Raw genomic sequence first — 24,754 nt, 5'->3', positions numbered from 1 at the left:
TCGATGCCATTGTCTGGAGTCGCTCCAACGTTGGGATGCGTCAGGTTGTCGCAGGCGGGGGCAATCTTGATCCATGTCAAGCCGGTCGCATTTGCCTGCCTTTTTCACCGAATCGGGGGCGGCGATTGATGCAAATCAAGGCGACCGCGAAGGTCGGACAACTAACGTTCCTCCATCGGCCCAAGGCCATGACAAGGAACGCGCCATGAAGCGCAAGAGCAACTCCCTGCTTTATTACGCCCTCGCCTGCGCGATGGGCGCCACCCTCGCCGGCAACGCCTTCGCCGCCGACAACGGCGCCGCCCAGGGCGATCCGATCAAGGCGGTCCTGACCGCCCCGCCGATGGTGCCGCCGCCGATCACGCGCAGCACGCCGGCCAAGGTCATCGTGGATCTGGAAGTGGTCGAGAAGGAGATGAAGATCTCCGACGGCGTGACCTACAACTTCTGGACTTTCGGCGGTTCGGTGCCCGGCAGCTTCATCCGCGTGCGCCAGGGCGACACGGTGGAATTCCACCTGAAGAACCACCACAGCTCGCACATGCCGCACAACATCGACCTGCACGCCGTGACCGGCACGGGCGGTGGCGCCGAGGCGACGTTCACCCTGCCTGGCCACGAAACGCAGTTCACGTTCAAGGCGCTGAATCCGGGCCTGTACGTCTACCACTGCGCGATGCCGCCGGTCGGCATGCACATCGCCAACGGCATGTACGGCCTGATCCTGGTCGAACCGCCGGAAGGCCTGCCGAAGGTGGACAAGGAGTTCTACGTGATGCAGGGCGACTTCTATACCGAGGGCAAGTACGGCGAACCCGGCCTGCAGCCCTTCAGCCTGGAAAAGGCCATCGACGAGCATCCGACCTACGTGGTGTTCAACGGCGCCGAAGGCTCGCTCACGGGCGACAACGCACTGCAGGCCAAGGCCGGCGAGACCATCCGCATGTTCGTCGGCAACGGCGGCCCCAACCTGGTGTCGAGCTTCCACGTCATCGGCGAGATCTTCGACAAGGTGTACATGGAAGGCGGCAGCAAGTACCAGGAAAACGTGCAGACCACGCTGGTGCCGGCGGGTGGCGCGACCATCGTCGAATTCAAGGCCGATGTGCCGGGCAATTTCGTGCTGGTCGATCACAGCATCTTCCGTACCTTCCACAAGGGTTCGCTCGGCATCCTGAAGGTCGGCGGTGAACCCAAGCACGACATCTACACCGGCCAGCAGTCCAGCAAGGAGTACCCGCAGGGCGAGCCTGCCGGCAAGTAAGCGAAGAAACCACGTGAGGATGCCCATGCACCGGAGACTGCCCGCCTTGTTGCTTGCATGCCTCGTCGCACCGGCGATGGCGGGTGGTCCCGGCTACGTGGGCGTGCCGGGTGGAAGCTTTCGCTCGGCCATCCGCTACGAGGAAAGCAGCGAGGCGCGTTCCGTCCCGGCCTTCGCCCTGATGGAACGCGCGGTCAGCAACGCCGACTTCGCCCGCTTCGTCGAGCGGCAGCCGCAATGGCGGCGGGATCGGGTACCGGCGCTGTTCGCCGGTCCCGGTTACCTCGGACACTGGCAAACGGCCACCGGGCCGGGTGCGGCGGTCGATGCCGACGCACCGGTGGTGCAGGTGAGCTGGTATGCCGCCGACGCCTACTGCCGTGCGCAGGACGCGCGCCTGCCGACGTTCCTGGAATGGGAGTACGTGGCAGCCGCCGACGCATACCGCCGCGACGCCCGCGGCGATCAGGGCTGGCAGGCCCGGCTGCTCAACGATGCTACCGCCCGCGCCCTCGATGCCGGCGACGCGCCGCCCAACGCCTACGGCATCCACGGCCTGCATGGCGTGGCGTGGGAATGGGTGGACGACTTCGCCACCCTGATGGGCGACAGCGACAAGCGCGGCGCCGACGATGGCGACAAGCTCAAGTACTGCGGCGCCACCTCGCTGGCCTTCAACGACCGCCAGCACTACGGCGTGATGAAACGCTTCGCCCTGCTGTCCGCCCTGCAACCGGTCAACACCCTCGGCAACCTCGGATTCCGCTGCGCAAGGAGCCAGCCATGAAGATGCCCTTTTCCTTCCTCCTGCTCGGGCTGGCGCTTCTGCAGCCCGGCCTCCCGGTCGCTGCGCAGGCGCTGCCGGGCGATTCCCTCTACCAACTGGATGCGCAGGTCACCGACCAGGACGGCAACACCGGCCAATGGCGGGATCTGCGCGGCAAGCCGCGCATCGTGTCGATGTTCTACACCAACTGCCACCTCATGTGCCCCCTCATCATCGAGAACGGCAAGGCGGTGCAGAAACAGCTGACGCCCGCCGAACGCGCGCGCGTGGAGCTGGTGATGATCAGCCTGGATCCCGCCCGCGATACCCCGCAGGCCCTGCGCGACACCGCGCAGCGGCACCGCGTGCCCGCGCAATGGCGGTTCCTGCAACCCGGCGCCAACGATGCCCGCGCGATCGCCAGCGTGCTCGACGTGCGCTACCGCCCGCGCGAGGACGGCAGCATCAACCACACCAGCGTGCTGGTGCTGGTGGATGCGGATGGCCGCGTCCTCGCCCGCTCCGAGGTGGCCAGCGCGATGCCGGATCCGGCCTTCGTCGCCGCCGTCCGCACCGCCCTGTCCGTCTCCGCCTCCCCCGTCCACTGAATTCTCTTTCCATTACCCCCGAAACCACACCAAGGAGTTTCTAATGAAAGTCGTTTCCGCTTCCCTGCTCGCCCTGGGCCTGATGGCCGCCGCCGGCATGGCCCAGGCCGCCAACAACTGCACCGTCAGCCTGAAGGGCGACGACGCGATGAAGTTCGATCTGAAGACGGCCACCGTCTCGGCCAGTTGCCCGACGATCACCATCGAGCTGACCCATACCGGCAAGATGCCGGCCGCCGCGATGGGCCACAACGTGGTCATCTCGGCCGCCAAGGACATGGACGGCATCGCCCGCGACGCCATCAAGGCCGGCGTGGGCAACCACTACGTGCCCAAGGGCGACGCCCGCGTGCTCGCCGCCACCACCCTGATCGGCGGTGGCCAGAAGACCAAGATCACCCTGCCCGGCAAGAAGCTGACCGCCGGCGGCGACTACAACTTCTTCTGCAGCTTCCCCGGCCACTCCACCTTGATGAAGGGCAAGTTGGTAGTGACGAAGTAACTCGTCGGGGACAGGGGCGCCGGGGCCGGTTTTCCGGCGCTCCTGCTTTCACCGTCGCATTTCCCTTCCCACACTGACCGCTGGTGCCGCCATGGAATACCACATCCCCCTCCCCGGCCCGTCCGTGGATCCGATCACCATCGAACGGGTGCTGCAGGAATTCGACCCCGCCGGCCTGGTCGATCTGGACGCCAAGGCGGGCAAGCTGCGCATCTCCACCGTGGTGATGGACATCGAACTGGTGTTCATCATGGAACAGGCCGGACATCCGGTGCGCCTGACCCAGATCGAACGCATTCCCTCGGTGTGCTGCGGGGGCTGCAGCGGCTGAACCGCTGCATGCGCACATCGCAGGCACGCTCCGTTGTTTGGGCGCTCCGCCGCGCCCATGGAATGAGCCGTGCTGTCAGCAACGCGGCGCCAGGGCTTGATCGCGATCAATTTGTACCCGTTCGCGATGCGATACCGTGCCCGGGTCGAAGTTCCGGAAAGCCGCCATGCGCATCCATCCTTCTGAAGACGGCGGCCCGGGGCTCGGGCTGTGCAGCGAGGCCGACGTCGTCACGCTGGTGGAGACGTTCTACCTGCGCGTGCGCCAGGACGACCTGCTGGGTCCCTTCTTCGAAGCGCGCGTGCGGGACTGGGCCGCGCACCATTCACTGCTGGTCGCATTCTGGTCGTCGTTGCTGCGCGGCACGCGCCGCTTCCACGGCGCACCGGTGAGCTGTCATCTGGGGATGGCGGGACTGACCGAAGCCATGTTCCTGCGCTGGCTGGCCCTGTTCCGCCAGACCACCGCCGACTGCGGCAACCAAGCGATGCGTCGCGAAGCCGACGCCGCCGCCCTGCGCATGGCCAACCATTTCTGGCAGCGCTACCAGGCCAGGCGGATGCCGGCCTGCGCACCCGCGCCGCTTCCGGTGGATTGAAACACCGGCACATCCGGCGAGACCCGATAGTCCGGCGCATCGTGGAAGGCACGGATACACCCTGCCGGGGGGACGATGGGCCTATCCCGCTCGCGCCGGCACCGGCGGCGATTCCATCTCGATGGGGACCATCCGCAGCAGGACGCGGCTGGCCTCCTGCTGCTCGGGCAGGGACAGCAGTTCCAGGAAACGCGTCTCGCCGGTGGTCAGCACCGCCACCGCCAGGCCATCGCGGTAAAGCACGCGCGAGCCAGGCACGCGCGCGACCTTCTCGCCGGGCAGCAGCGTGCCGAGCAGGTTGGCCGGATCGGTGGCGGCGATCGCCAGCCACTTGCCATCGGCCGGACGACGGCGCACCTGGCGCAGCGCGGCGACGGCTTCCGGCAGGGCGAACTGTTCGCCCGGAATGCCGCTGATGAAGCGGCCGCCGCGGATTTCACCGCGCGCTTCGAGGCGCTGGTAGATCCGTGCGAGCTCGCGCCAGGGCGGCAGCCATGCGGCCTCGCGTTCGAGCAGTCGCCAGCAGACCACGCCGTAGCGCCGCAGCAGCATACGCGCGACGTGTTCGACCGCCTCGGCCCGCGCCTCGCCACTGGCCGATGGCGCGCCGGCGCGGATCAGCGCCCAGCGGCCGGCGTCCTGGATGCCGAACATCGGCTTGCGGCGGCGATGGCGGGATCCACCATCGCGCTTGGACGCGGGGACCAGCAATGCGCGCAAGCCGCCGAAACTGTCGCAGTGGACGCGTCCCCGCACCACCAGTTCGGCCAACGCGTCTTCCAGCTCGGTGCGCAACAGATGCGCGCCGTCACTGATTTCATCGAAGAACGAGGCACCGTGCGCGCCGAGATAATCCACCACGCGACGCGCCCGCGAACCCAGATCGTCATCGTCCACCGGCGCCGGGGCCAGGCGCGTCCACAGCGGCGCCTGCCGGCGCGGCAACAGCAGGATCGGCGTGCCGCGCAACGAAACATTGCCACGCCCGCCGCCCTCGCTGGCGGGCGGACGCAGTCGTGTCCACAGCGTGCGTCCCGCGGTGCACAGATCGTCCAGCCAATGAATCGCGTAACCACGCACGCGCGCCGGCAGCAGGTCCGCTTCCCAACTGGCGGCGGGCGCCTCGAATCCTTCCAGTTGCCCCAGCACGCCGGCCAGCGCTTCCGGTCCACTGACCCGCTCCGCCTCGCTCAGGTGCTGCCAGTCGAACAGGAAGCGCTGGAAATCGCGCGGTTCGACCGGTTCTATTTCGCGCCGCAGTTGCTTGAGCGTGTAGCGATGGATGCGCGCCAGCAGGTGTCGTTCGCACCACTCCTCTTCGCGCGCGCCGGGCGTGAAATGGCCCTGCATCACGTAGCCTTCGCTCTGCAGGGCCAGCAACGCCGGATCCACCTCGTTCACCGGCAATGCCAGCGAATGCGCGACCGCCGTGGCGGGCACCGGCCCCAGCGCGGTCAGGCGCGCGCGCAACAACTCGCGCAACGCGGTCTCGCGCGGCCAGTCGGCCTGCGCGTATTCGTCGGGCGCCTCGACCACCGGCTCGATCGGCGCGGCGGGGAACAGGGCACGCAGCATCGGCAATTGCTCGGTCGCCAGCCACAGCGCCTGCGTGCCGTCATCGCCCACCTGCATGCGGGTCGCGCGTCCGTCCGCCGCCAGTGCTCGCAGCCATTCCTGCCAGCCGGCGTTGCCGGCGGCTTCATCGGCGGTGATGGCGCCCACGCCGGTCAGTGCTTCATGCATCTCGTCGGGATTGCGCGGCTGCGGCCAGGCTTCCTCGCGCACCGCCTGGATCGCCCCGACATCCAGCTTGCCGAGTTCGTCGGCCGATTCGGCCTCGCGATAGAGCCGGCCCTGCACCGCCTGGGTGCGGCGTTCCTCCAGCGGCGCGTCGTCGAGGAAGGCATAGGGACGCGCGTTGATCACTTCGGCCGCCAGCGGCGACGGCAACGGCAGATCCCGCGCGACGACTTCGATCTCCCCGGCTTCCAGCCAGCGCAGCAATTGTAGCCAGCCGTCGGCGTCCATCGCCTCGTGCAGGCAATCGTCCAGGGTCTGCGCGACCAGCGGGTGATCCGGAATCTCGCGCTCGCCGACGATGTTTTCCAGACACGCGACCTGATCCGGGAACACCGTCGCCAGCAAATCCTCCGACTTCATCCGCTGCAACTGCGTCGGCACCTTGCGGCCGCCGACGAAGCGCGGCAGCGCCAGCGCGGTGGTCGCGTTCCAGCGCCAGCGCACGCCGAACAGCGGCGCGTCCAGCAGCGCCTGCACCAGCACGTCCAGCGCCGACGACGAATGCAGGTAGCGCGAGACCTCGATCAAGGGGAAGCTGTGGCTGGTCGACAGCGACAGGATGATCGCGTCCTCGGTCGCGGCGGCCTGCAGCTCGAAATTGAACTGGCGGCAGAAGCGCTTGCGCAGGGCCAGGCCCCAGGCGCGGTTGAGCCGGCTGCCGAACGGCGAATGCAGGATCAGCTGGGTGCCGCCGGATTCGTCGAAGAAACGCTCCAGCACGATCCGCGACTGGCTGGGCACCTGGCCCAGCGCGGCCAGGGTCTTGTCCAGGTAATCGGCGATCTGGCGCGCGGCTTCCTCGTCCAGCGCAACGTCCCGCATCAGCCAGCGCATGCCGGCGTCCACGCCGTCCGCGGCGATCGCGGCGGCCACCGCTTCGCGTAGTCGAGACACGCCGAACGACAGTTCATCGCTGCGTCCGGGGGCCTCGCCCAGCCAGAACGGAATGTTGGGCGGCGCGCCGCGCGCGTCTTCCACCCGCACCCGGCCCGGTTCCACCCGCAGGATGCGGTAGCTGGCGTTGCCCAGCTGGAACACATCGCCGGACAGGCTTTCGACCGCGAAGTCCTCGTTGACCGTACCGATGGTGTGGGCTTCCGGTTCCAGGATCACCGCGTAGTCGCCAGTGTCGGGAATGGTGCCCCCGGACATCAGCGCGGTCATCCGCGCGCCCTTGCGCTCGCGCAACCGGTGGTGCACGGCGTCGCGGTGCAGGTAGCCCGCGCGCGGCCCGCGCCGGGTGCTGAACCCGTCCGCCAGCATCCGCACCACCGCCGCGTAGTCCTCGCGCGTCAGCGTGGCGTACGGCGCCGCCCGCCGGACCAGCGCGTACAACGCATCCTCATCCCATTCCTGGCTGGCGGTCTCGGCGACCAGTTGCTGGGCGAGCACGTCCAGCGGCGCGACCGGGATGCGCAAGGCATCGAGTTCACCGCGCCGGACGCAATCGAGTAGCGCGGCGCATTCGATCAGTTCGTCGCGCGACTGCGGGAACAGGCGCGCCTTCGGTACCCCGCCCACCGCATGGCCGGAACGGCCCGCGCGTTGCAGGAAGGTGGCGATCGATCGTGGCGAGCCCAACTGGCACACCAGATCTACGTCGCCGATGTCCAGGCCCAGTTCCAGCGAGGCGGTCGCCACCAGCACGTTGAGATCGCCGCGCTTGAGCCGCTGTTCGGCGTCCAGGCGCGCCTCTTTCGCCAGGCTGCCGTGATGCGCCGCCACGCCCTCCTTGCCCAGCCGCTCGCCGAGGTGGCGGGCGGCGCGTTCGGCCATGCGCCGGGTGTTGACGAACACCAGCGTGGTGCGGTGTTCGCGCACCAGCGCCGCGACCCGGTCGTAGACCTGTTCCCACTGGTCGTTGGACATCACCGCGCCCAGCGGCGTCGGCGGCAGCTCCAGCGCCAGATCGCGCTGCTTGCCGTAACCGATATCGACGATTTCGCAGGCCGGTGGTTCGGCTCCGTCACCCGCGCCGACCAGGAACCGCGCCACCGCGTCGATGGGTTTCTGGGTCGCCGACAGGCCGACCCGCACCGGCGGCCGCGCGCACAGCGCCTGCAGGCGTTCCAGCGACAGCGCCAGGTGGCTGCCGCGCTTGCTGGCGGCGACCGCGTGGATCTCGTCGACGATCACCGTGCGCACGCCGGACAGCATCGTCCGGCCGGAAGCCGAACCCAACAGCACGTACAGCGATTCGGGCGTGGTCACCAGCACGTGCGGCGGCTTGCGGAACACCTTCTGGCGCTCGCCCGCGGGTGTGTCGCCGGTGCGCACCGCCGTGCGGATCTCGACGTCGGGCAGGCCCATGTCCGCGAGTTCGGCGCGAATGCCGGCCAGCGGCGCGTCGAGATTGAGGTGGATGTCGTTGGACAGCGCCTTCAGCGGCGAGACGTAGACCACGGCGGTCTCGTCCGGCAACCCGCCCTCGTCCAGCCCGCGCCGGACCAGGTCGTCGAGCGCGGCGAGGAAGGCCGTCAGGGTCTTGCCCGAACCAGTCGGGGCCGCCACCAGCGTATGGCGGCCCGCGCGGATCGCCGGCCACGCCGCCCGCTGCGCGGGGGTGGGACCGGGAAACGCACGCGCGAACCAGCGGGCGACGGCGGGATGGAACGAATCCAGCGGCATGGCGGCGACGATACCGGGAAATGGCCCGGAAAACGGTGAAAACCTGCGATCGAGATGGTGTCGTTCGCGGGCGGATCCAAGCGCGCAGGGTGAATGGACGCCGTTCCGTTGGCTCCATTTTTCGTTTGGAAAACGGTCAGATCACGGCATGCTTCCCGCGTCCCCCGCGACGTGGGGGAAGGTGCCGAAGGCGGATGGGGGCAAAGGGGGCCACGCGAAGAGCGCCCCCATCCGGCGCTGGCGCGCCCCCTTCCCCCGCGTTGCGGGGGAAGGAACATGTCCGGGCGTGCGGGATGAACGGATACCGTTCGTCGATTCCGTTCTTCCGCTTGAGGAAACGGTCAGTTCACAGTTCGCTTTCCCTCTCCCTTCCCCCGCGACGCGGGGGAAGGTGCCGAAGGCGGATGGGGGCAAAGGGTCCACGCGAAGAGCGCCCCCATCCGGTGCTGGCGCGCCACCTTCCCCCGCGTTGCGGGGGAAGGAACAGGTCCGGGCGTGCAGGATGAACGGATGCCGTTCGTTGATTCCGTTCTTCCGCTTGAGGAAAACGGTCAGTTCACAGTCCGCTTTCCCCTCCCTTCCCCCGCAACGCGGGGGAAGGGACCATTCGATTTGGAAACTGCGACCTGCGCTTGCTTCCTAGCCCGCCGCAGGCAACTCAATCCGGATCACGGTGCCCGCGCCGACGGCGCTGTCCACGCCGATGCGGCCGCCGGCGCGCTGGATCAGATCGCGCGCCACCGACAGGCCAAGGCCGGTGCCCTCGCCGGCCGGTTTGGTGGTGAAGAACGGATCGAATGCGCGCGCCTGCACCTCCGGCGTCATGCCGGTGCCGGTGTCGCGAAAGCCGATGACCACACCGCCTTCGCCGGTGCCGGCGGTGACCTCGAACACCCCGCCGCCCGGCATCGCGTGGTTGGCGTTGGCGGCGATGTTCAGCACCATCAGTTCGAACTGGGTGCGATCGAAGCGGATCGGCGGCAGTCCTTCCGCCGCGTCCAGGCGGACATCGACCGTCGGGTCGAACAGCTGGCGCAGCATCGGCCGCAACTCGCGCAGGCTTTCGCCCGCGTCGAACGTCTGCAGGTGGGTCTCGTCCTGTCGGGCGAACGCCAGCAGCTTGTGGGTCACCAGGGTCGCGCGGCGCGCCGCCGATTCCACCCCGGCCAGGGCTTCCTTGAGTGCGGCCGGATCCTCCTGGCGCTTGCCGCGCCCGGCGTAGCCGAGGATCAGCGACAGCAGGTTGCCGAAATCGTGGGCGACGCCGCTGGCGAGGCGGCCCACCGCCTCGACCTTCTGTGCGTGGATCAACTGTTCCTGCGCGCGTTCGCGCTCGCGCGCCTCCTGCTCCAGCAGGCGGTTGCTCTCGGCCAGCGCGTTGCCACGCTGGTTGGCCTCGCGCAGGCTTTCGCGCAGCGCCACGGAACTGCGATCCAGCACCACCGCGATCATCAGGAACATCGCGAAGCGCGCGGCCAGATCGACCAGCCGGTTGTACACCTCGCCGTCGCGCGCGATCTCCAGCCACATGCCGCCGCAGAACGCCACGGCGATGCAGGCGAACATCACCCACAAGGCGCGCCGGCCGACCACCAGGCCCGCGATGGCCATCCAGATCACCAGGATCGGCTGCTCGTAGACCTGCGCGTCGAATCCGGTGGACAGATAGCTGGGCACCACGGTGACGGCGAACACCACCAGCAGCAGAGAGGAGGCCGCACCGAACCGGCCACGCCGGATCAGCCAGAAGCTGGCGCCGGCCGCGGCACTCACCGCAAGGCTGAACACCATGCTGGCGATCTCACCCGGCCGCCAGGGAATGTCCACCGACGCGCGGTAGATCCAGGCCAGCGGCGGCAGCACCGCCAACAGCAGCGAGATCACCTGGATCATCGGTGCGTTGCGGCGATCCACCGGATCGGCGATCGGCACGTCGCGGAACCAGTCCCGCACGCCTCGCAGGAGCGGTCCGATCAGCGGAATGCGCGCGCCGCGCGCGGGAACGACCGATGGAGAGGGTTCGATCATGGGGGGTCCTCAGGGATGCCTAGCCGCTGGCCGGGCGACTGCGGACGGCCGCCCTCCCCGGCGCCGTCCGAACATCCCCGGACCTGCGGATTATAGGCCCGGCGCCGGCTTTTCCCCGGTCGTGCCCGCCTGCAACCTGACTTCGACCCGGCGGTTCGGGATCAGGCATTCGCGCAGTGCCTCGCGCGGCTTCACGCCGTCGCAGGCCTGCACCTGTTCGGTATCGCCCCGGAAGGTATAGCGGATGGCGTCGGCGGGCACCCCTCGCTCGACCAGCCATTCCCGCACGGTGCGCGCGCGGCGCTCGGACAGGCCCTGGTTGTAGTCGTAGCCCCTGCCCTGCAGGCGATCGGCGTGCCCCACCAGTTCCACCGCCTCCAGGGTCCGGCCTTCCTCGCGCAACCGTGCCAGCTCCCGCTCCAGGCTCTGCAGCGAGTAGGCGCGGATGTCGCCGCGGCCATCGCGATCGAACTCGAACAGCACGTTGGCGGTCAGCACCGCCGGTGCGGCCGGCATGGCGGCTACACCACACTGGCGCGCCAGTGCCTCGGCGTCGCTGACGAGATCCTCGGCAATCTGGATATAGGGCTTGGAATGCCGCCACTGCTGCTGGTTGAACTCGTTGCCGGCATGCACCAGTTCCACCTCGCCGCAAGCCACCGCCTGCTGCGCGCAGACGAAACCCGGGGTGCCGTGGATGGCGCCCAGGCGCTTCCACAGGTCCTCGCGCACGCGTGCCGCGCCGTTGACCAGCGGGGTGTCGGTCGGCAGCGGCGAAACGCCCTGCTCCATCCCCACGATCAGCTTCTCCGATTCGGTCAGCGCTTCCTGCGGAAACGCGCTGCGATCATTGCGGGTGTATTCGTGGAAGGACACGTCCAGCCAGCACTGGGCCTTGGACAGGTGGTAGTCGCGTACCGGGCGACCGCCGTCGTTGAGCGCCTGGATGCGCCCCTGGGTGGCCTCGTAGCCGGACAGATCGGCGTGGATGGCCTCGTCGGTAACGCGATCGCGTGGCGGGACGAGCTGCGTCTGCTGCGCGGCGGCCGTGCCGGCCAGGGCGGCCAGGATGGCGGCGGTGATGAGCGTGGACTTGGTGATGGTCATATGGGGTTCCTCAGCGCACCGGATCGCGGTAGCGGGCGTCTTCCCTGCGGAAGAGGTCTTCGTCGAACTTGAAGCGCAGGCGGATGAACGCGCCCTGCTGGGTGTACTCGTAGCCGGTCAGGTCCTCGTCGCCGCGGAAACCGGTGGCGTTGTAGCCGACCGACAGCCACAGGTTCTGCCGCAGCAGGCGCCCGACTTCCACGCCGAACGCGTACTGGTTGGCGCCGTACTGGCCACGGAAGGTCGAGGCCAGCACGCCGATGTCCCAGTTCTCGGTGATGTCGTAGACCACGCGGCCCGACAGCAGCACCGCGCGGAAGTCGTCGTTGACCCGGCCGGTGTCGGCATAGAAGAAGCTGTCCTGCTGCCACTTCGCCGCGACCCGGCCGGTCAGCCACCACGGCCGCGATGGATGCCAGTCGGCGTGCGCGGACACGATGTGCGCGCTGGTGCGGATGTCCTGGCCGGTATCGGAACCGAAACCGGAACCGTCCATGCCGCTCTCGTCCTTCTCCAGCTTGTACTCGTAGCGCGCCAGCGCGTTGATCCGGTTGGTATCGGTGTCGCGGTAGGCCACGCCGACCTGGAAGCGATCCTGCAGCACGTCGCCGCGGGACGCGTAGGCGGTGCGCAGCAGGTAGTTGCGCGCCAGCACGGTCCAGTCGCGGTTGAGCTTGCGCGCCGCGAGGAACTGCAACAGGGTGGTGTTGTAGGCCTCGTCCGTCGGGGTTTCGGCGACGTCGTCGGAAATCCGGTGTTCCAGCCGGATGTTGCCCCGCCACAGCGGATTGGCGCTGTAGTCCAGGGCGATGCCTATCCCGGTCGAATCGCCGACGTTGCCGGAGATCACGTTGGTATGCTCCAGCGAGGTGTCCAGGCGCAGTCCCTCGCGCAGGTCCCAGCGGTTGCGCATGCCCGAGGCCGCCTGGATGTCGCGGCCGGCGATGGCGTCGCGCAGCCGATATTCCGAGAACAGCTGGGTATCGCGCAGGAAGCTGGTATCCACGCCCAGCGCCACGGTGTCGGCCTCGCGGCCGTCCTGGGTCAGGCCGTTGACGCCGCTGATGCCGGTCTGTTTCTCGTAACGGCCATACAGGCGGCTGCGCTCCCGCAACTGGAAGTCCACGCCGAGGGCGATGCGGTTGCGATCCTCGCCATGGATGTCCTGCTCCACCTCGCCGCCCAGGTTCAGGCGATCGCTGGCGCGGTAGCCGACGCCGAAGCGCAGCATGTCCGAGGACAGCTCGGTGCCGACCGGCAGGCCGCTGGCGACATCGTTGGGGTTGCCATTGCTGATGATCGGCAGGCCGGTCAACGGGTCCAGCGGCTGCTGGCCGTAACCGAGCGCACCGCCGCCGGCGCCGGTGGCGTAGCCGCCGGACAGTCCGCCCAGGTTGCCGTAGCCGCTGTTGGTCGCCCAGGTGTAATAGGCGCCGACGGTTTCGCGGATGGCGCGGTAGCCGAAATCCAGGGTCAGCTTGTCGGTCACCTTGACGCGCGTGCCGACGCTGCCGGCATTGCGCTCGCCGCCGTCGGGATTGCGGTCTTCGCTGCGCAACCCCTCCGCGTACAGCTCGAAGCGCTCGTTCAAGCGGTAACGCGTGGTCAGGCTGTACTCGCCCCGCCCGCCGTACAACGGCGACGCCTGGTTGTTGAACTCCGGATCCGACTGTCCGGCGAACAGTTTCAGGTCCGCCCTCTTGCCGGCATGCCCCAGCTCCACGCGCCAGGCGTTGCCTTCCACCAGCCCGCTCAGCCCCTGCAACGCAGGCGTGCCGTATTGGTTGATGGAGTTGGTGTTGACCTCGCTGCGCGTGCGCGCCGCCTCGGCCACCAGCCAGGTGTTTTCACCCAGGCGGTAGCCGACGTTGGCGCTGCCCATCTCGAAGCTGGCGAACGGATTGCGGTCGTCCACGTAGGAGCCGCCGATCTCGCCGTTCTGGCCGACCCGCAGTTGCGCGTCGCCACCGACCACCCAGAACTTTTCGGTGCCCTGATCCAGTTCGTAGGTGATGCGCAGCGATACCGGATTCAGATCGCCATCGAACGAGGGCAGGAAGCTGTTGAGCAGGATGCGGCCGGAGAACGGCTCGAAGCTGTAGTCCACCAGCCGGGCCAGCGGACGCACCGAGACGATGCGCGAAGGCTGGTTGCGATCGCGCACCACGACCTCGACCCGCTCGCTGCCTTCCAGCACCGCGTTGTTGCGCAGGCCGTAGGGGCCGCTTCCCTGGCTGGGCAGTTCCTCGATGACCTGGCGCAGCGAGTCCTCGATGGCGAACACGTTGCCGCGCACGCGCGCGTTCTCGAAGTGCCAGCCCAGTCCGGTCGCGGTGCGGTTGTAGGTGCCCAGCACGCGCTGCGGCGCACGCTCGCCGAAGCCGACGCCGGTCTGGGTGGCGATGCTGTCGCCGGTCTGGAAATCGCCATACAGCAGGTAGTTGCGGCCATTGTCCACGCGCACGTACAGGCGCTCGGCCGAACGCGCGTCGAAACCGCGCAGCGACGCGTCGCCATACACCGGATAGAACTCCTCCGGCTGGATGTCGCGCAGCAGGCGGGCCCGCACTTCCTTGTCCGAGTCGTAGGCGGCGGTCAGCAGGTACTCGCCCTTGATCCGGCCCTTGACGAAGAACGCCGCGCGCGCCGCGCCGTTGGCCTTGCCGTTGTTGAACTGCTTTTCCCAGCGGCGGATTTCGCGTTCGAATCCGTCACCGCGGGTGCTGCCGTCGATCAGGTTGTCGCCCTTGCGGCGGAAGTTGATCACGCCCTCGATGAGGCCGGTCGCGATCATCTCGCGCATTTCCGGCACGAAGCCGACCACGCCCTCGGCGGTCTCGCCGCCGGAGGTCACCCGCAGCAGCACGTCCTGCGGGTCGTGCGGCGCCAGCAGGTCGAACTCGGCGCGGCCGTCGCGCACCGGCACCTGCACGCCGGGCGTGACCTTGTCCGCGTCCAGGTGGCCGGGGCCGAGTTCGTCGGTGCGGCCATCGGGCAGCTTGATGCGGCCGCCGGAGTTCTCGACGGTCGCGAAGGCCTCACCGGCCAGCGGCTTGCCATCGGCGCCGAACAACTGGATCACCACGTGCACCGGCGACTGGCCGTCGGCCGGAACGCCATCGCGATCCACCTCCACCACCACCCGCTGCACGCCGGCGTTGGCGCGGTAGTCGACATTGCCAGGTTGCGCATACAACGGTTGCGAGGTGGCCTGCTGGCTTTGCGGCGATTGCGGGAACAGCGGTGTCGCCTGCCCCAGCACCGGGGTGAAGCGCTGGTCGCCGGAAACGTTCTGGGCCATCGCCATGGCCGGCATCAGCACCAGCGACAACGCCAGGCTCAGCGGTTTGCGGGAGAAAGGTTGGGGACGCATGGTCTTCCTGGCCTGGCGGACGCGGGCGGGTCGCGGAATGCGGCTCATGGCTGCACCTCCGTGCCGGCGGCGGGACTCGGGGCGGTCGCCCTCGGATCCACGATCGGGCGCTGGTTCGCCGAGTCGGTGCCCTGCTGCGGGCTGCGCAGCGGCTTGCTCTCGAAGCGCAGCGGCGATTGCCCCGGTTCGGTCTCCGGCGCGCGGATCTCGCCCTGGGTGCGGCGTGCCTTGACCTGTTCGATCACCGGGTTGGAGCAACTGCCCTCGATGAAGTCGGCGCGATGCAGCTCGCCGTTCTTGAGGTCGATGAACAGGCTGTCGGCGTCACCCAGGTTGCGGTTGCTGCTGGTGGTCAGGCGCGAGCCGACCGGCAGCGTGGACGCGTCCACCTTCAGGGTGTGGCTCTTTGGCGGCAGGCCGCAGTAGCTGTACTTGCCCTCCGAATCGCTGATCAGCCAGGTGCCGTCCTCGAAGTACATGCGCACGCCGGGGATGCCCAGTTCTTCCTTGTCCTGCACGTGGTTGACGTTGCAGTCCACGAACACCTTGCCCAGCACGCAGCCCTCGTCGGCGAACACGCCGCCGCTGACGATCACGCGGTACTCGGCCGGATTGGACGGCACGGTGCCGCCGTTCGGATACGGCGCCAGCGTGTTCGGATCCACGCAACCTCCGGTGATCGAACAGCCCCAGGCGCGCGCGCGGTTGATGCCGTCGCCTTGCTGGCTGCCCACGCCCACGCGGACGCGGTAGCTCAGCACCTTCTGCGCGCCGACCGCCAGCGAACCGACGTCGAACACCAGGGTCGGTCCAGGCTTGCCGATCGGGTCGGCGATGCCGCTGCCATCCACCCGCGCGGTACCGGCGATGAAGGTGAAGCCATGTGGCAGGCGGTCGATGACGTTGACCGTGCCCAGCGCGGCGCCCGCGGTCTGGCGGATGGTGATCGTGTAGACCAGGCTGTCGCCCACTTCCACGGTCTTGCGGTCGCCGGTCTTGGTGATGACCAGGCCGGGCGCCACCTGCGGATCCAGCGGGATGTGGTTGTGCACCGGCGCGGCCACGCCCGAACCCAGGTTGACCTCCAGGTAATAGGTGGTCGCATTGCCGGCCGGACCGGTCGGCGCGGTCGCGTTCGTCTGCACCGGATAACCCAGGCCCGGCGTGGACGGCGGCGTCAGCGGCGAGTTTTCCGCCGGAATCATGCCGGACTCGAAGGTATAGCCAGCCGGCGGAGTCACCGCGATCTGGAACCGGCATGAGGCCGGCGCGCCCGGCGCCATCAGGAACTGGTAGAAACCGTCGGCGCCGACCGTCATCGAGATCGCGTTGCCCTGCACGGTGTAGCCGCCCATGGCCGCGTTGAGCACATGCTGTTCCGGCGCATAGGCCGGGCAGCTGCCGATCGGCGTCAGGGTCACCCGCGAGCCCGGGACTGGGCTGCGCGTCACCGCGTCGTAGATCACGCCGCCCGGATTCAGCGGCAGGCTCTGCTGCGGCAGGTTCGCACCGGGGGCAAGCACCACCGACAGACGGGTGACGCCGTCGGTGCTGCTCGGGCAGGAACTGGCGGTTCCCCCGCTGATCGCGCCGGTGGCATCGCATGGCGCGGGCGGGCCGCCGGCGGTTTCGCCGTTGACCGGCCAACCCCACACCACGCCGGTGGCGGGGTCGCGGAAGCGGATGTCCAGCGGCACGCCGGGAATCTGATCGGCAATCGAGTAGGAACCGTCGACGCCGGTGGCGGCCGTACCCACGACCTGTCCATTGGCGTCCACGACTTCCACGGTCCAGCCACCCAGACGGCGATCGCCACCGTCGATCAGGCCGAAGTCGCTGCCCTGGTCGAACCACACCGTGCCGGAGACCGACGCGGCCAATTGCACCGGCGTGGGCAGGCGGCAGGCGTTCTGGGTGATCGCCGGGTCGCAGACCGGCAGGTCGTCGACGTTGCCCTCGAAGTTGGCGCGTTCTTCCTGCGTCGGCGTGCGGAACTCGTTCTCCCCGCCGCCCTCGACCAGCACCGCGTTGTTCACCGGCGATGCCGCCGCCGCGGTGGCGGCCACGCGCACGCGTGCCACGATGGTGTCGGTCGCGGTCGCGCCGGCGGCGATGACCGTGCTGCTGGCGCAGCGGAAGCGGTTGTCGCCGATGGCGCCGGTGCAGTTCCAGCCGGACCCGGCCGGCGTGGCGTCCAGGGTCAAGCCGGCAGGCAGGCGATCCTCCACCACGTATTCGCCCGCGCTCGCCTGCTGACCGATGTTGCGCACGCGGATGGTGTAGGTGCCCACGTTGTTGACGGTAAAGGTCGCCGGGGTGGCAGTCTTGCTGACCACCAGGTCGGGCGAATCGCCGATCTCGCCGAAGTTGTTGTCGATCGACTGGCCGCCCGGCGGCAGCACGATGCCGTTGATGGCCGACGGCGTGGTCGTCACCGGCGTGGCGGTACCGGTCGACGTGCCATCGATGGTGCCCGGCGTGGTGATGCCATTGAGGGTCTCGGCCGGTTGGGTCGGTTCGGTCACCGTGTAGGTGCCCGGACGCAGGTCTTCGAAGCGGTACCGGCCCTCGCTGTCGGTGGTGACGGTGACGTTGACGGTTTCGCCGAGATCGTTGGTGCCGGTGAGCACCACCTGCACGTTCGGGAAGCCGCCCTCGCCCGTGTCGATGACGCCATTGTTGTTGCCGTCGTTGTAGACCCGGCCCGAGATGGTGCCGGCGGGAACCTCGCCGAAGTTGTTGTTGGCCGCTTCCTCGCCCACGCCCAGGGTGATGCCGTCGATCACCGACGGTGCGGTGGTCGGCGCGGTCGCGGTGCCGCCACCAGTGCCCGGTACGGTGATGCCGTTGAGCGTGCCGGTCGGTTGCTCGGGTTCAGTGACCGTGTAGGTGCCCGGCGGCAGTTCGGTGAACGCGTAGCCGCCATCCGGCTGGGTGGTGACTTCGCGGGTGATGGTGTTGCCGGCCAGATCGGTACCGGTCAGGCGCACGACCACCGAACCGATGCCCTGCTCCGACGGATCGATGACGCCATCGTTGTCCAGATCGCGCCAGACGCGGCCGCTGATTGCGCTGTTGAGCGGAATCTCGCCGAACAGGTTGTTCTCCGAGGCGGCGCCCGGCGTGGTCAGGTCGATCGTGCTGATCGCGCTCGGTACGGTGGTGATCGGCGTGGCGGTGCCGGACGGCGTGCCACCGACCGTGCCGGCCATCGTCTGGCCGTTGCTGGTGCCGGTCGGCTGCTGCGGTTCGGTCACGGTGTAGGTGCCCGGACGCAGGCCCTCGAAACGGAAATCGCCGTTGGCGTCCGTGGTCGTGGTCAGATCCACCGCCGCCCCGCTGTCGTCGGTACCGATGAGGCGGATGGTCACGCTCTCGATGCCGGTCTCGCTGGCACCGGCCTGCGCGCCGTCATTGTTGGCGTCGAAGAACACCCGGCCGGAGACCGACACGCCCAGGGTTTCGCCGAAGTCGTTGCGCACGGAGGACTCGCCCGCCCCCAGCGCGATGCCGGCGACGGCGCTGGGCACGGTCGCGATCGGCGTGGCGGTGCCGGCGGGCGTGCCGCCGATGTTGCCGGCCACGGTGATGCCGTTGATCGTCGTCGCCCCACCCACCACCGGCTGCGCGGCCTGCTCGGTCACGGTGTAGGTGCCGGCCAGCAGATCGCCGAAGCGGTAGTCGCCGTTGGCGTCGGTGATCGCCTCGGCCACCGGATTGCCGAGCGCGTCGCGCGTGCCCGCGGGCAGGCTGACCCGCACGCCGCCGATGCCGTTCTCGCCGGCCTCGCGCACGCCGTTGTTGTTGGCGTCCAGCCACACGCTGCCGGACAGCGCGCCGGCCAGTTCGCCGAAGTCGTTGTCGCGCGAACCGGCCACCGGCAGGTTGGTCACCGGGATCTGGTTGACGCCGTTTTCCTGCCCTTCGGCCAGGCCGGTCGGCTGGGTCTCGCTGATGAGGTAGTTCTGGCCGGCGACCGCGCCGCCGTAGCTGTAGTCGCCGTTGGCGTCGGTGGTCAGGGTGACCGGTGCCGGATCGTCCGCCGTGCCGAACTGGCCGTCCGGACCGGCGCCCTGGATCACGACGGTGACGCCGGGGATGCCGGCGTCGCCGCCGTTGTGGTCGCCATCGTCGTTGCGGTCCAGGTACACCCTGCCGCTGATGATGGCGTTGGCCAGCTCGCCAAACAGGTAGCCGGTGGCATCCTGGCCAGCGGACAGCACGATGCCGTCGATCACGTTGGTGGTGCTCGCAGTGCCCGGGGTAGTCGCGTTGCCCGGCGTATGCCGGCCATCCAGGTAGCCGGCCGGCTGCGTTTCGGTGACGGTGTAGCTGGTGCCTGCCTGCGGCGGCAGCAGATCGGCAAACCGGTAGGCGCCGGTGCCGTCGGTCTGCGCGGTCATGTTCACCGGCTGCCCCAGCACGTCGGTGCCGGTCAGGGTGAGCGTGACGTTGCCGATCGGATTCTCGCCGCTGTCGAAAGCGCCGTTGTTGTTGTTGCCGGCGGTGGCCGAGAAGTCCTCGAACACGCTGCCCGCCAGCGAACCCAGCACTTCGCCGAAATCGTTGCCGGACGAACCGGCGATGGTCAGATTGTTGATCTCGATGAGATTGGCCGGATGCTCGCTGCCTTCGCCGTAGCCTTCCGGCTGGGTTTCGCTGACGCGATAGTTCTGGCCAACCACCAGATCGGTGAACTGGTACGCGCCATTGGCATCGGTCTGCAGGATGACCGGCGCGGGATCGTCGCCATTGCCGAACACCCCGTCCGCACCCGCACCGGTCAGCGTGACGGTGACATCGCGCAAACCACCATTGGGCTGCGAGTTGATCGTGCCCGCGTCGCCGGCGTCGAAATCGCCGTTGCGGTTGCGATCCACGTATACGTTGCCGGAGATCGCCGAGATCGCATCTTCGCCGAAGTTGAACTGCACGCCGTCCAGGCCGGCGCCCAGATCGATGTCGCTGATCCGATCGGTGGTCGCGGCATCACCGGCCACGCCGGTGGCTGCCGTGCAGCCGGTCGTGCAGGCCGCGCCGCCGATCTGGCCGGGGTTCACCGCACCGGGCCGGTTGCGGTAGTTGCCTGCCGGCAGCACCTCGCGCAGCGTGTAGGTGATCAGCGGATCCAGCCCGGTGAAACTGTAGGCACCGGTGCCATCGGTCGTGGTGGTGCCGATCACCGCGCCGGTCGCCGCATTCAGCAGTTCCACCGTGGCGCCGGCGATCGCGCCGTCCCCGCCGTTGCGGGTGTTGTTGTAGTTGCCATCCACGTAGACGAAGCCGGACAGCGAAGGCAGCCGGACTTCCGGGAAGTTGTAGCGCACGCCCGCCTGGCTGGCGCCCACCGCGATGCCGGTGAACACGGTGTCGGGCGAACCGGTGGCGTAGGTGCCGCCCAGCGAGGGTTCGGCGCCACCACTGGTCGGCGGGGCCACCGGCCCATCGACGAAGCCCGCCGGCTGCGACTGGGTCAGCGTGTAGCCTCCCGCGCCCGCAGGCGACAGGTCGCCAAAGCTGTAGCTGCCATCGGCGGCGGTGGTGGTGGTGAGATTGACCGCGTTTCCATAAGCATCGGTACCGGTCAGGCGGATGCTGACGCCGCCGATGCCGGGTTCACCGGCAACGCCCTGGTGGGTGCCGCCATTGGCGCCGGCGCGATCCCGATCCTGGAACACCACGCCGGCCAGCGACGAACGCGTGACCAGGATGTCTTCGTCATCGATGTTGTTGCCCGGATTCGGGTCCACCTGTTCGGTGGCGATGCGGGTGGTATTGACCTGCGCGGCCGGGCCGGGATACGAAGTCCAGCGCACCGGAATGATCACGCGCACCTTGCCGGTGACGGTCACGTCGCCCAGGTTGCAGGTCAACGCCAGCCCGGCGGCCGTGCACGCGCCCGTCCCGTTGGGCTGTTCGTCGCCACCCGGCGAAGGACCTTTCTTCTGCCATTGGACCGGACCGGTGATCTCCAGCCCGTTCGGCAGGGTGTCGGTGATGACCGTGCCGGTGCCGTTCTGCGGACTGGTGCCGCTGCGATCGCGCGACAGGCTGGCGCCGGGGCCGTCGTTCGCGCCTTCCAGCACCCAGTAGAACGGCTGGCGCAGCGCCACTGTCGTCGCCGGGGCCGCCGGCAGGGCGACATCCGGATCCAGGTCGGGAGCGTCGGTGAACACGTGCTTGGCGACGCGAACGTCGGCGCGCGCGCGAATCGTGGTCGGTTCGTCGGCCGCGTTGTTCGTCGGGTTGGTGTCGGTCTCGGCCAGGGTGGCCTGGACCTGGTTGCGCACGGTGTCGCCGCTGCCGCCGGGCGCCGTCAGGTAGCGGTATTGGACGTACACATAGCTGGTCGCATTGACGCCCAGCGTGCCCAGCACGTTGCTGCCGCCGAAACCGGAGCCAGGCACGTCGCACTCGATGTTCAGCCCGGGATCGGCGGGCGTGGTACCCGCGCCGGTGAACGGGTTGGTGCTGTTGACCGTGCAACCGGTGGTGCTGAAACCGCCCGCGGGGCCTGTCTGTGTTCCGGGCGCGATGCCGATGAACTCGACCTGGCGCCCGTTCGGCGCCCGGAAGGTATCGGTGATCCGCACGCTGGTGGCCACCGACGGGCCACGATTGAGCACGGTGATGCGATAGGTGATGAGGTTGGCCGCGGTGTTGACCGCGTCGTAGCCCAGCGGATCCACGCCGCCGGTGAAGCCCAGATCGTCCTTGTTGACGACCAGATCCGCCGCGCCCTGCTCGAAGGTCAGCGAGGCATCCTTCCGGTCGTCGGCGATGCTGGCATCGGTGTTGTAGTCGAACGGCCCGTTGGCATCGGTGCCGCTGGCGCCATTGGTGATTTCGAAGCTGGCGACATTGGTGAATTCGCGGCCGGCCGGGTTGTTGTTGCTGTTGACGTTCGGCCGGATCTGCACGCGCAGGCTCTCGGTCTGCCGGAACGCCAGGTTGACCGCCGGACAGGTGATGACCACCTGCGATGGCGAGCCGGTCGGGTTGGCATAGGACATGCCGCCGGCGGTCGCCGTGGCGGTGGTGCCGCCGGTCGCGCTGTGCGTGCACACCACGTTGTTGGGGGTACGGGTGGCCGACACCAGCACGAAACCCGTGTCGTTGGGCGGCAGGGTGAAGACGTCCTGGAAGATCACCCCGGGGACCGCCGACGGGCCCTCGTTGTAGTAGCTCATCACATAGTTGCTGACCACGCCCACCCGGCCCACGTTGCCCGTGGTGATGTCCTTGGCGGTGGTGGCCACGTTGGCGCGGCGCTCGACCCGCACCCAGTCGCTGGCCTGGTTGTTGGCGCCGTTGATTTCGCCCACGGAACTGGCGACATCCGGATCCACGGCCACGCCGGCGGTGTTGCAGAATGCGCCGCTGGCCGGCGCGCCCGCGCCGCAGCTGCCCGGGCTCTGGCCGATGCTGTCGAAGAAGGGGAAGCCCACCGTGATGGTGATGTCGGCCGAAGCGCCCACCGCCAGCGCGGTATCGCCGGAGCGGCAGTTCACCGAGGGGCCGTCGATGTCGCAGTTCCAGCCCGCCGGCCAGACCGCGTTGATGCTGGTGCGATCCACGCCTGCGGTATTGCCGTTGACGAAACCGGGAATGGTGTCGTTGACGACGATGCCGCTGGCCGGCACCGCGTCGGTGATGGCCAGGTTGGTCACCCGCAGCGTGTAGGTGTAGCTGTTGGTGCCCAGCGGGATGACGTTGTCGGCGCCGCCGTCGTTGCCGCGGGTCCACTTCTCGATCTGCAGGTCGACGCGATCGTTGGTGGTGCGGGTGCCGTCGCCGGCGCAGTCGTTGGTGGTATTGCGATCCTCGTTGATGCTGCCGGTGCTCGGCTCCAGCGAACCGCCGGAGCCACCGGTGCAGGCATTGTTGGTCAGCGCCAGATCCGGGGTCCGTGCGCGGGTGATGATCCGCAGCGCCGGTGTATCGGCGTCGCGCGCCAGGTCATAGCGGGACGGATCCAGATCGCAGGTGACCACCTGCGCCGGTCCACCCGCGCTCCAGGTCACGGGCGCGACCGAACAGGTCCATTCGCCGGCGCTGCCGCCGCTGATGAACTCCTCGCCCGCCGCCAGCCGGTCCACGACCTGCACGTTGCCGGTCGCCGCACGCGGACCGTAGTTGTGCACGCCGATGGTGGAGGTCATCAGGCTGTCGGCATCGGGTCCGCTGCCGGGCCAGATCGCGACCAGCGCCGGTGTCTTGCGTTTGGCCAGGCCCAGATCGGCGCCGTTGGGCATCACGCTGAACTGGACGCTGCCGGTGTTGTTGGCGGATACCGGATCCGGGGTCTGCGACGTCACCGTCGCGGTGTTGGTCACATCGCCGCTGCTGTTGGCGCCATTGGAAGGCACCATCGCGGTGATGGTGAAACTGGTGGATGCGCCGGGCGCCAGATCACCGGCGTAGCTGCATCCGCGGGTGGTGTCCCCGGCGGTCGTGGCGCACGTCCAGCCCGCGGGCTGGTTGCCGCCGGTGATGGTGAAGCCGGCGGGCAGCACGTCCGTCCAGCTCGGATTGGTGGCCGCGCTGGGACCCAGGTTGCTGACATTGACGGTGAAGGTGATCGGATCGCCGGAGATGGCCGGCGCCGGGTTGGCGCTCTTGCTGATCGCCATGTCCGCGCCGGGCGTGACCGCGGTGGTGACATCGTCGGTATTGTTGGCCGGGTTCGGATCCGGCATCGAACCCGCATTGACCACGGCGGAGTTGATGATGTTGCCGCCACCGACATTCACCTTCGCGCGGAACGAGAAGGCGCTGCTCGCACCCGGCGCCAGGGTGCCGGCGTGGGTCGCGGTCATCGTGGCCGGATTGAAACTCCAGGCCGGGCCGCTGAAGCTGCCGGGGACCAGGCTGACACCCGCCGGCAGCGTATCCCGCACGTTGAAACCGGACGACGCGCCGGGACCGTCATTGGTGACGGTCAGCGTGTAGGTCACTTCGTCGCCGCCGATCACCGAGGCCGACGAGGCGGATTTCTCCAGCCGCAGATCACCCGACAGATCCAGCGTGGTCTGCTGGCTGAGCAGGTTGTTGCTGGGTTCGCCGTCGGCGGCAAAGAAATCGTGGTTCGTCGGCAGGCTCGCCAGGGGTTCGCCCGCACCGGGCTGGGTGGCGCTGGCGCGTCCGACGGCGCCATGGATGAACACCGACCCCGGGGCCATGCCGGTGGTGAGCATCTGGATGTCGAATTGGGCGGCCGGCTGCCCCGCCGACAGCGTCTCTTCCAGTGCGCAGCGGATCCTGACCGGAGCGCCACCCAGGTTGGTGCAGAACGTCGGCAACGTGCCGGCGGTTGCGTTTGCCGGGAGGTCGAACAGGACGACCGCATCGTCGATCAGGTCGACGTCGCCATTCTCCACCACGACGTGATAGACGACCGGTCCGCCGACCGGAGTCGGGTCGTAGCCGGTATCGGTCAGGCCGCTGATCTGCAGATCGGCGGCGGCGGCCAGCGTTGGTGCGAGCAAGGCTGCCAGCAACAGCACGGTTCGGCGAAAGCCGCGTCCGATGCGTTGCCTCTCCCGCGGAAGAACGGTGCCCTCATCGGCGTCATGGGTGGAGACGCGCACGCGCGCGCATTCGGCGCGAAGCGCCGCAACGACTTGGAGGACCACAGTTTTCCCCTGTTCCGTACACCGCCTTGTGGGCGGTCCTGGTAGCCGCCGGCGCGAAGGACGGTCCTGGCGGCAGTCGCCGCGACGGAACCGGACTTCCCGAAAGACGGTTGC

General features: G+C 68.6%; 11 protein-coding genes. 6 read left to right on the top strand and 5 right to left on the bottom strand.

All coding sequences use genetic code 11. The annotated features are described in order from the left end of the window. The first annotated feature begins 205 nt into the window (after window positions 1-205). From nirK to FG323_RS02015, 6 genes are all read left to right on the top strand, one after another. Window positions 206-1,264, top strand: a complete 1,059-nt coding sequence (gene nirK, locus FG323_RS02040; RefSeq protein ID WP_249887895.1) for a copper-containing nitrite reductase — start codon at window positions 206-208, stop codon at window positions 1,262-1,264. A 46-nt stretch (window positions 1,265-1,310) separates the two neighbouring features. After that, on the top strand, window positions 1,311-2,051 hold the full coding sequence (locus tag FG323_RS02035; RefSeq protein WP_255469973.1) for a formylglycine-generating enzyme family protein: 741 nt from the start codon (window positions 1,311-1,313) through the stop codon (window positions 2,049-2,051). Continuing rightward, window positions 2,048-2,638: an SCO family protein gene (locus FG323_RS02030; RefSeq protein WP_141452762.1), complete on the top strand. Its 591-nt coding sequence runs from the start codon at window positions 2,048-2,050 to the stop codon at window positions 2,636-2,638. Before FG323_RS02035 ends, FG323_RS02030 begins: the two co-directional genes overlap by 4 nt. 43 nt (window positions 2,639-2,681) lie before the next feature. Further along, on the top strand, window positions 2,682-3,140 hold the full coding sequence (gene azu, locus FG323_RS02025; RefSeq protein WP_141452761.1) for an azurin: 459 nt from the start codon (window positions 2,682-2,684) through the stop codon (window positions 3,138-3,140). 91 nt (window positions 3,141-3,231) lie between these two features. Further along, a complete protein-coding gene (locus tag FG323_RS02020) occupies window positions 3,232-3,471 on the top strand; it encodes a hypothetical protein (protein ID WP_141452760.1) in 240 nt (79 codons plus the stop codon). A 166-nt stretch (window positions 3,472-3,637) separates the two neighbouring features. Further along, on the top strand, window positions 3,638-4,069 hold the full coding sequence (locus tag FG323_RS02015; protein ID WP_141452759.1) for a group III truncated hemoglobin: 432 nt from the start codon (window positions 3,638-3,640) through the stop codon (window positions 4,067-4,069). Between the two features lie 81 nt (window positions 4,070-4,150). On the opposite strand, the gene FG323_RS02010 is transcribed toward FG323_RS02015, so the two are convergent. The 5 genes from FG323_RS02010 to FG323_RS01990 form a co-directional block, all read right to left on the bottom strand. Continuing rightward, complete coding sequence (locus FG323_RS02010; protein ID WP_141452758.1) at window positions 4,151-8,497, bottom strand: DEAD/DEAH box helicase; 4,347 nt, start codon at window positions 8,495-8,497, stop codon at window positions 4,151-4,153. Between the two features lie 639 nt (window positions 8,498-9,136). Beyond that, window positions 9,137-10,525, bottom strand: a complete 1,389-nt coding sequence (locus FG323_RS02005) for an ATP-binding protein (RefSeq protein WP_141452757.1) — start codon at window positions 10,523-10,525, stop codon at window positions 9,137-9,139. Window positions 10,526-10,615: 90 nt separating this feature from the next. After that, window positions 10,616-11,632 (bottom strand): OmpA family protein, encoded by a 1,017-nt coding sequence (locus FG323_RS02000; RefSeq protein WP_141452756.1) that lies wholly within the window; start codon window positions 11,630-11,632, stop codon window positions 10,616-10,618. A 10-nt stretch (window positions 11,633-11,642) separates the two neighbouring features. Continuing rightward, the gene (locus FG323_RS01995; RefSeq protein ID WP_141452755.1) at window positions 11,643-15,005 is read right to left on the bottom strand and encodes a hypothetical protein; all 3,363 of its coding nucleotides are present in this window, start codon (window positions 15,003-15,005) and stop codon (window positions 11,643-11,645) included. 44 nt (window positions 15,006-15,049) lie between these two features. Next, window positions 15,050-24,505, bottom strand: coding sequence for an SdrD B-like domain-containing protein (locus FG323_RS01990; protein ID WP_141452754.1), 9,456 nt, complete (start codon window positions 24,503-24,505; stop codon window positions 15,050-15,052). Window positions 24,506-24,754: the final 249 nt, after the last annotated feature.

The organism is Pseudoxanthomonas sp. z9 (assembly GCF_006542425.1).
GTDB lineage: Bacteria > Pseudomonadota > Gammaproteobacteria > Xanthomonadales > Xanthomonadaceae > Pseudoxanthomonas_A.
Note: the sequence above shows the minus strand (reverse complement) of the source record. Positions and strands in the feature narration are given on the sequence as shown.

Excerpts from the sequence above, each read along its gene's own strand:
- nirK (WP_249887895.1), top strand. The coding sequence starts at position 206 with ATGAAGCGCAAGAGCAACTCCCTGCTTTATTACGCCCTCGCCTGCGCG.
- FG323_RS02030 (WP_141452762.1), top strand. The coding sequence starts at position 2,048 with ATGAAGATGCCCTTTTCCTTCCTCCTGCTCGGGCTGGCGCTTCTGCAG.
- azu (WP_141452761.1), top strand. The coding sequence starts at position 2,682 with ATGAAAGTCGTTTCCGCTTCCCTGCTCGCCCTGGGCCTGATGGCCGCC.
- FG323_RS02020 (WP_141452760.1), top strand. The coding sequence starts at position 3,232 with ATGGAATACCACATCCCCCTCCCCGGCCCGTCCGTGGATCCGATCACC.
- FG323_RS02015 (WP_141452759.1), top strand. The coding sequence starts at position 3,638 with ATGCGCATCCATCCTTCTGAAGACGGCGGCCCGGGGCTCGGGCTGTGC.
- FG323_RS02010 (WP_141452758.1), bottom strand. The coding sequence starts at position 8,497 with ATGCCGCTGGATTCGTTCCATCCCGCCGTCGCCCGCTGGTTCGCGCGT.
- FG323_RS02005 (WP_141452757.1), bottom strand. The coding sequence starts at position 10,525 with ATGATCGAACCCTCTCCATCGGTCGTTCCCGCGCGCGGCGCGCGCATT.
- FG323_RS02000 (WP_141452756.1), bottom strand. The coding sequence starts at position 11,632 with ATGACCATCACCAAGTCCACGCTCATCACCGCCGCCATCCTGGCCGCC.
- FG323_RS01995 (WP_141452755.1), bottom strand. The coding sequence starts at position 15,005 with ATGCGTCCCCAACCTTTCTCCCGCAAACCGCTGAGCCTGGCGTTGTCG.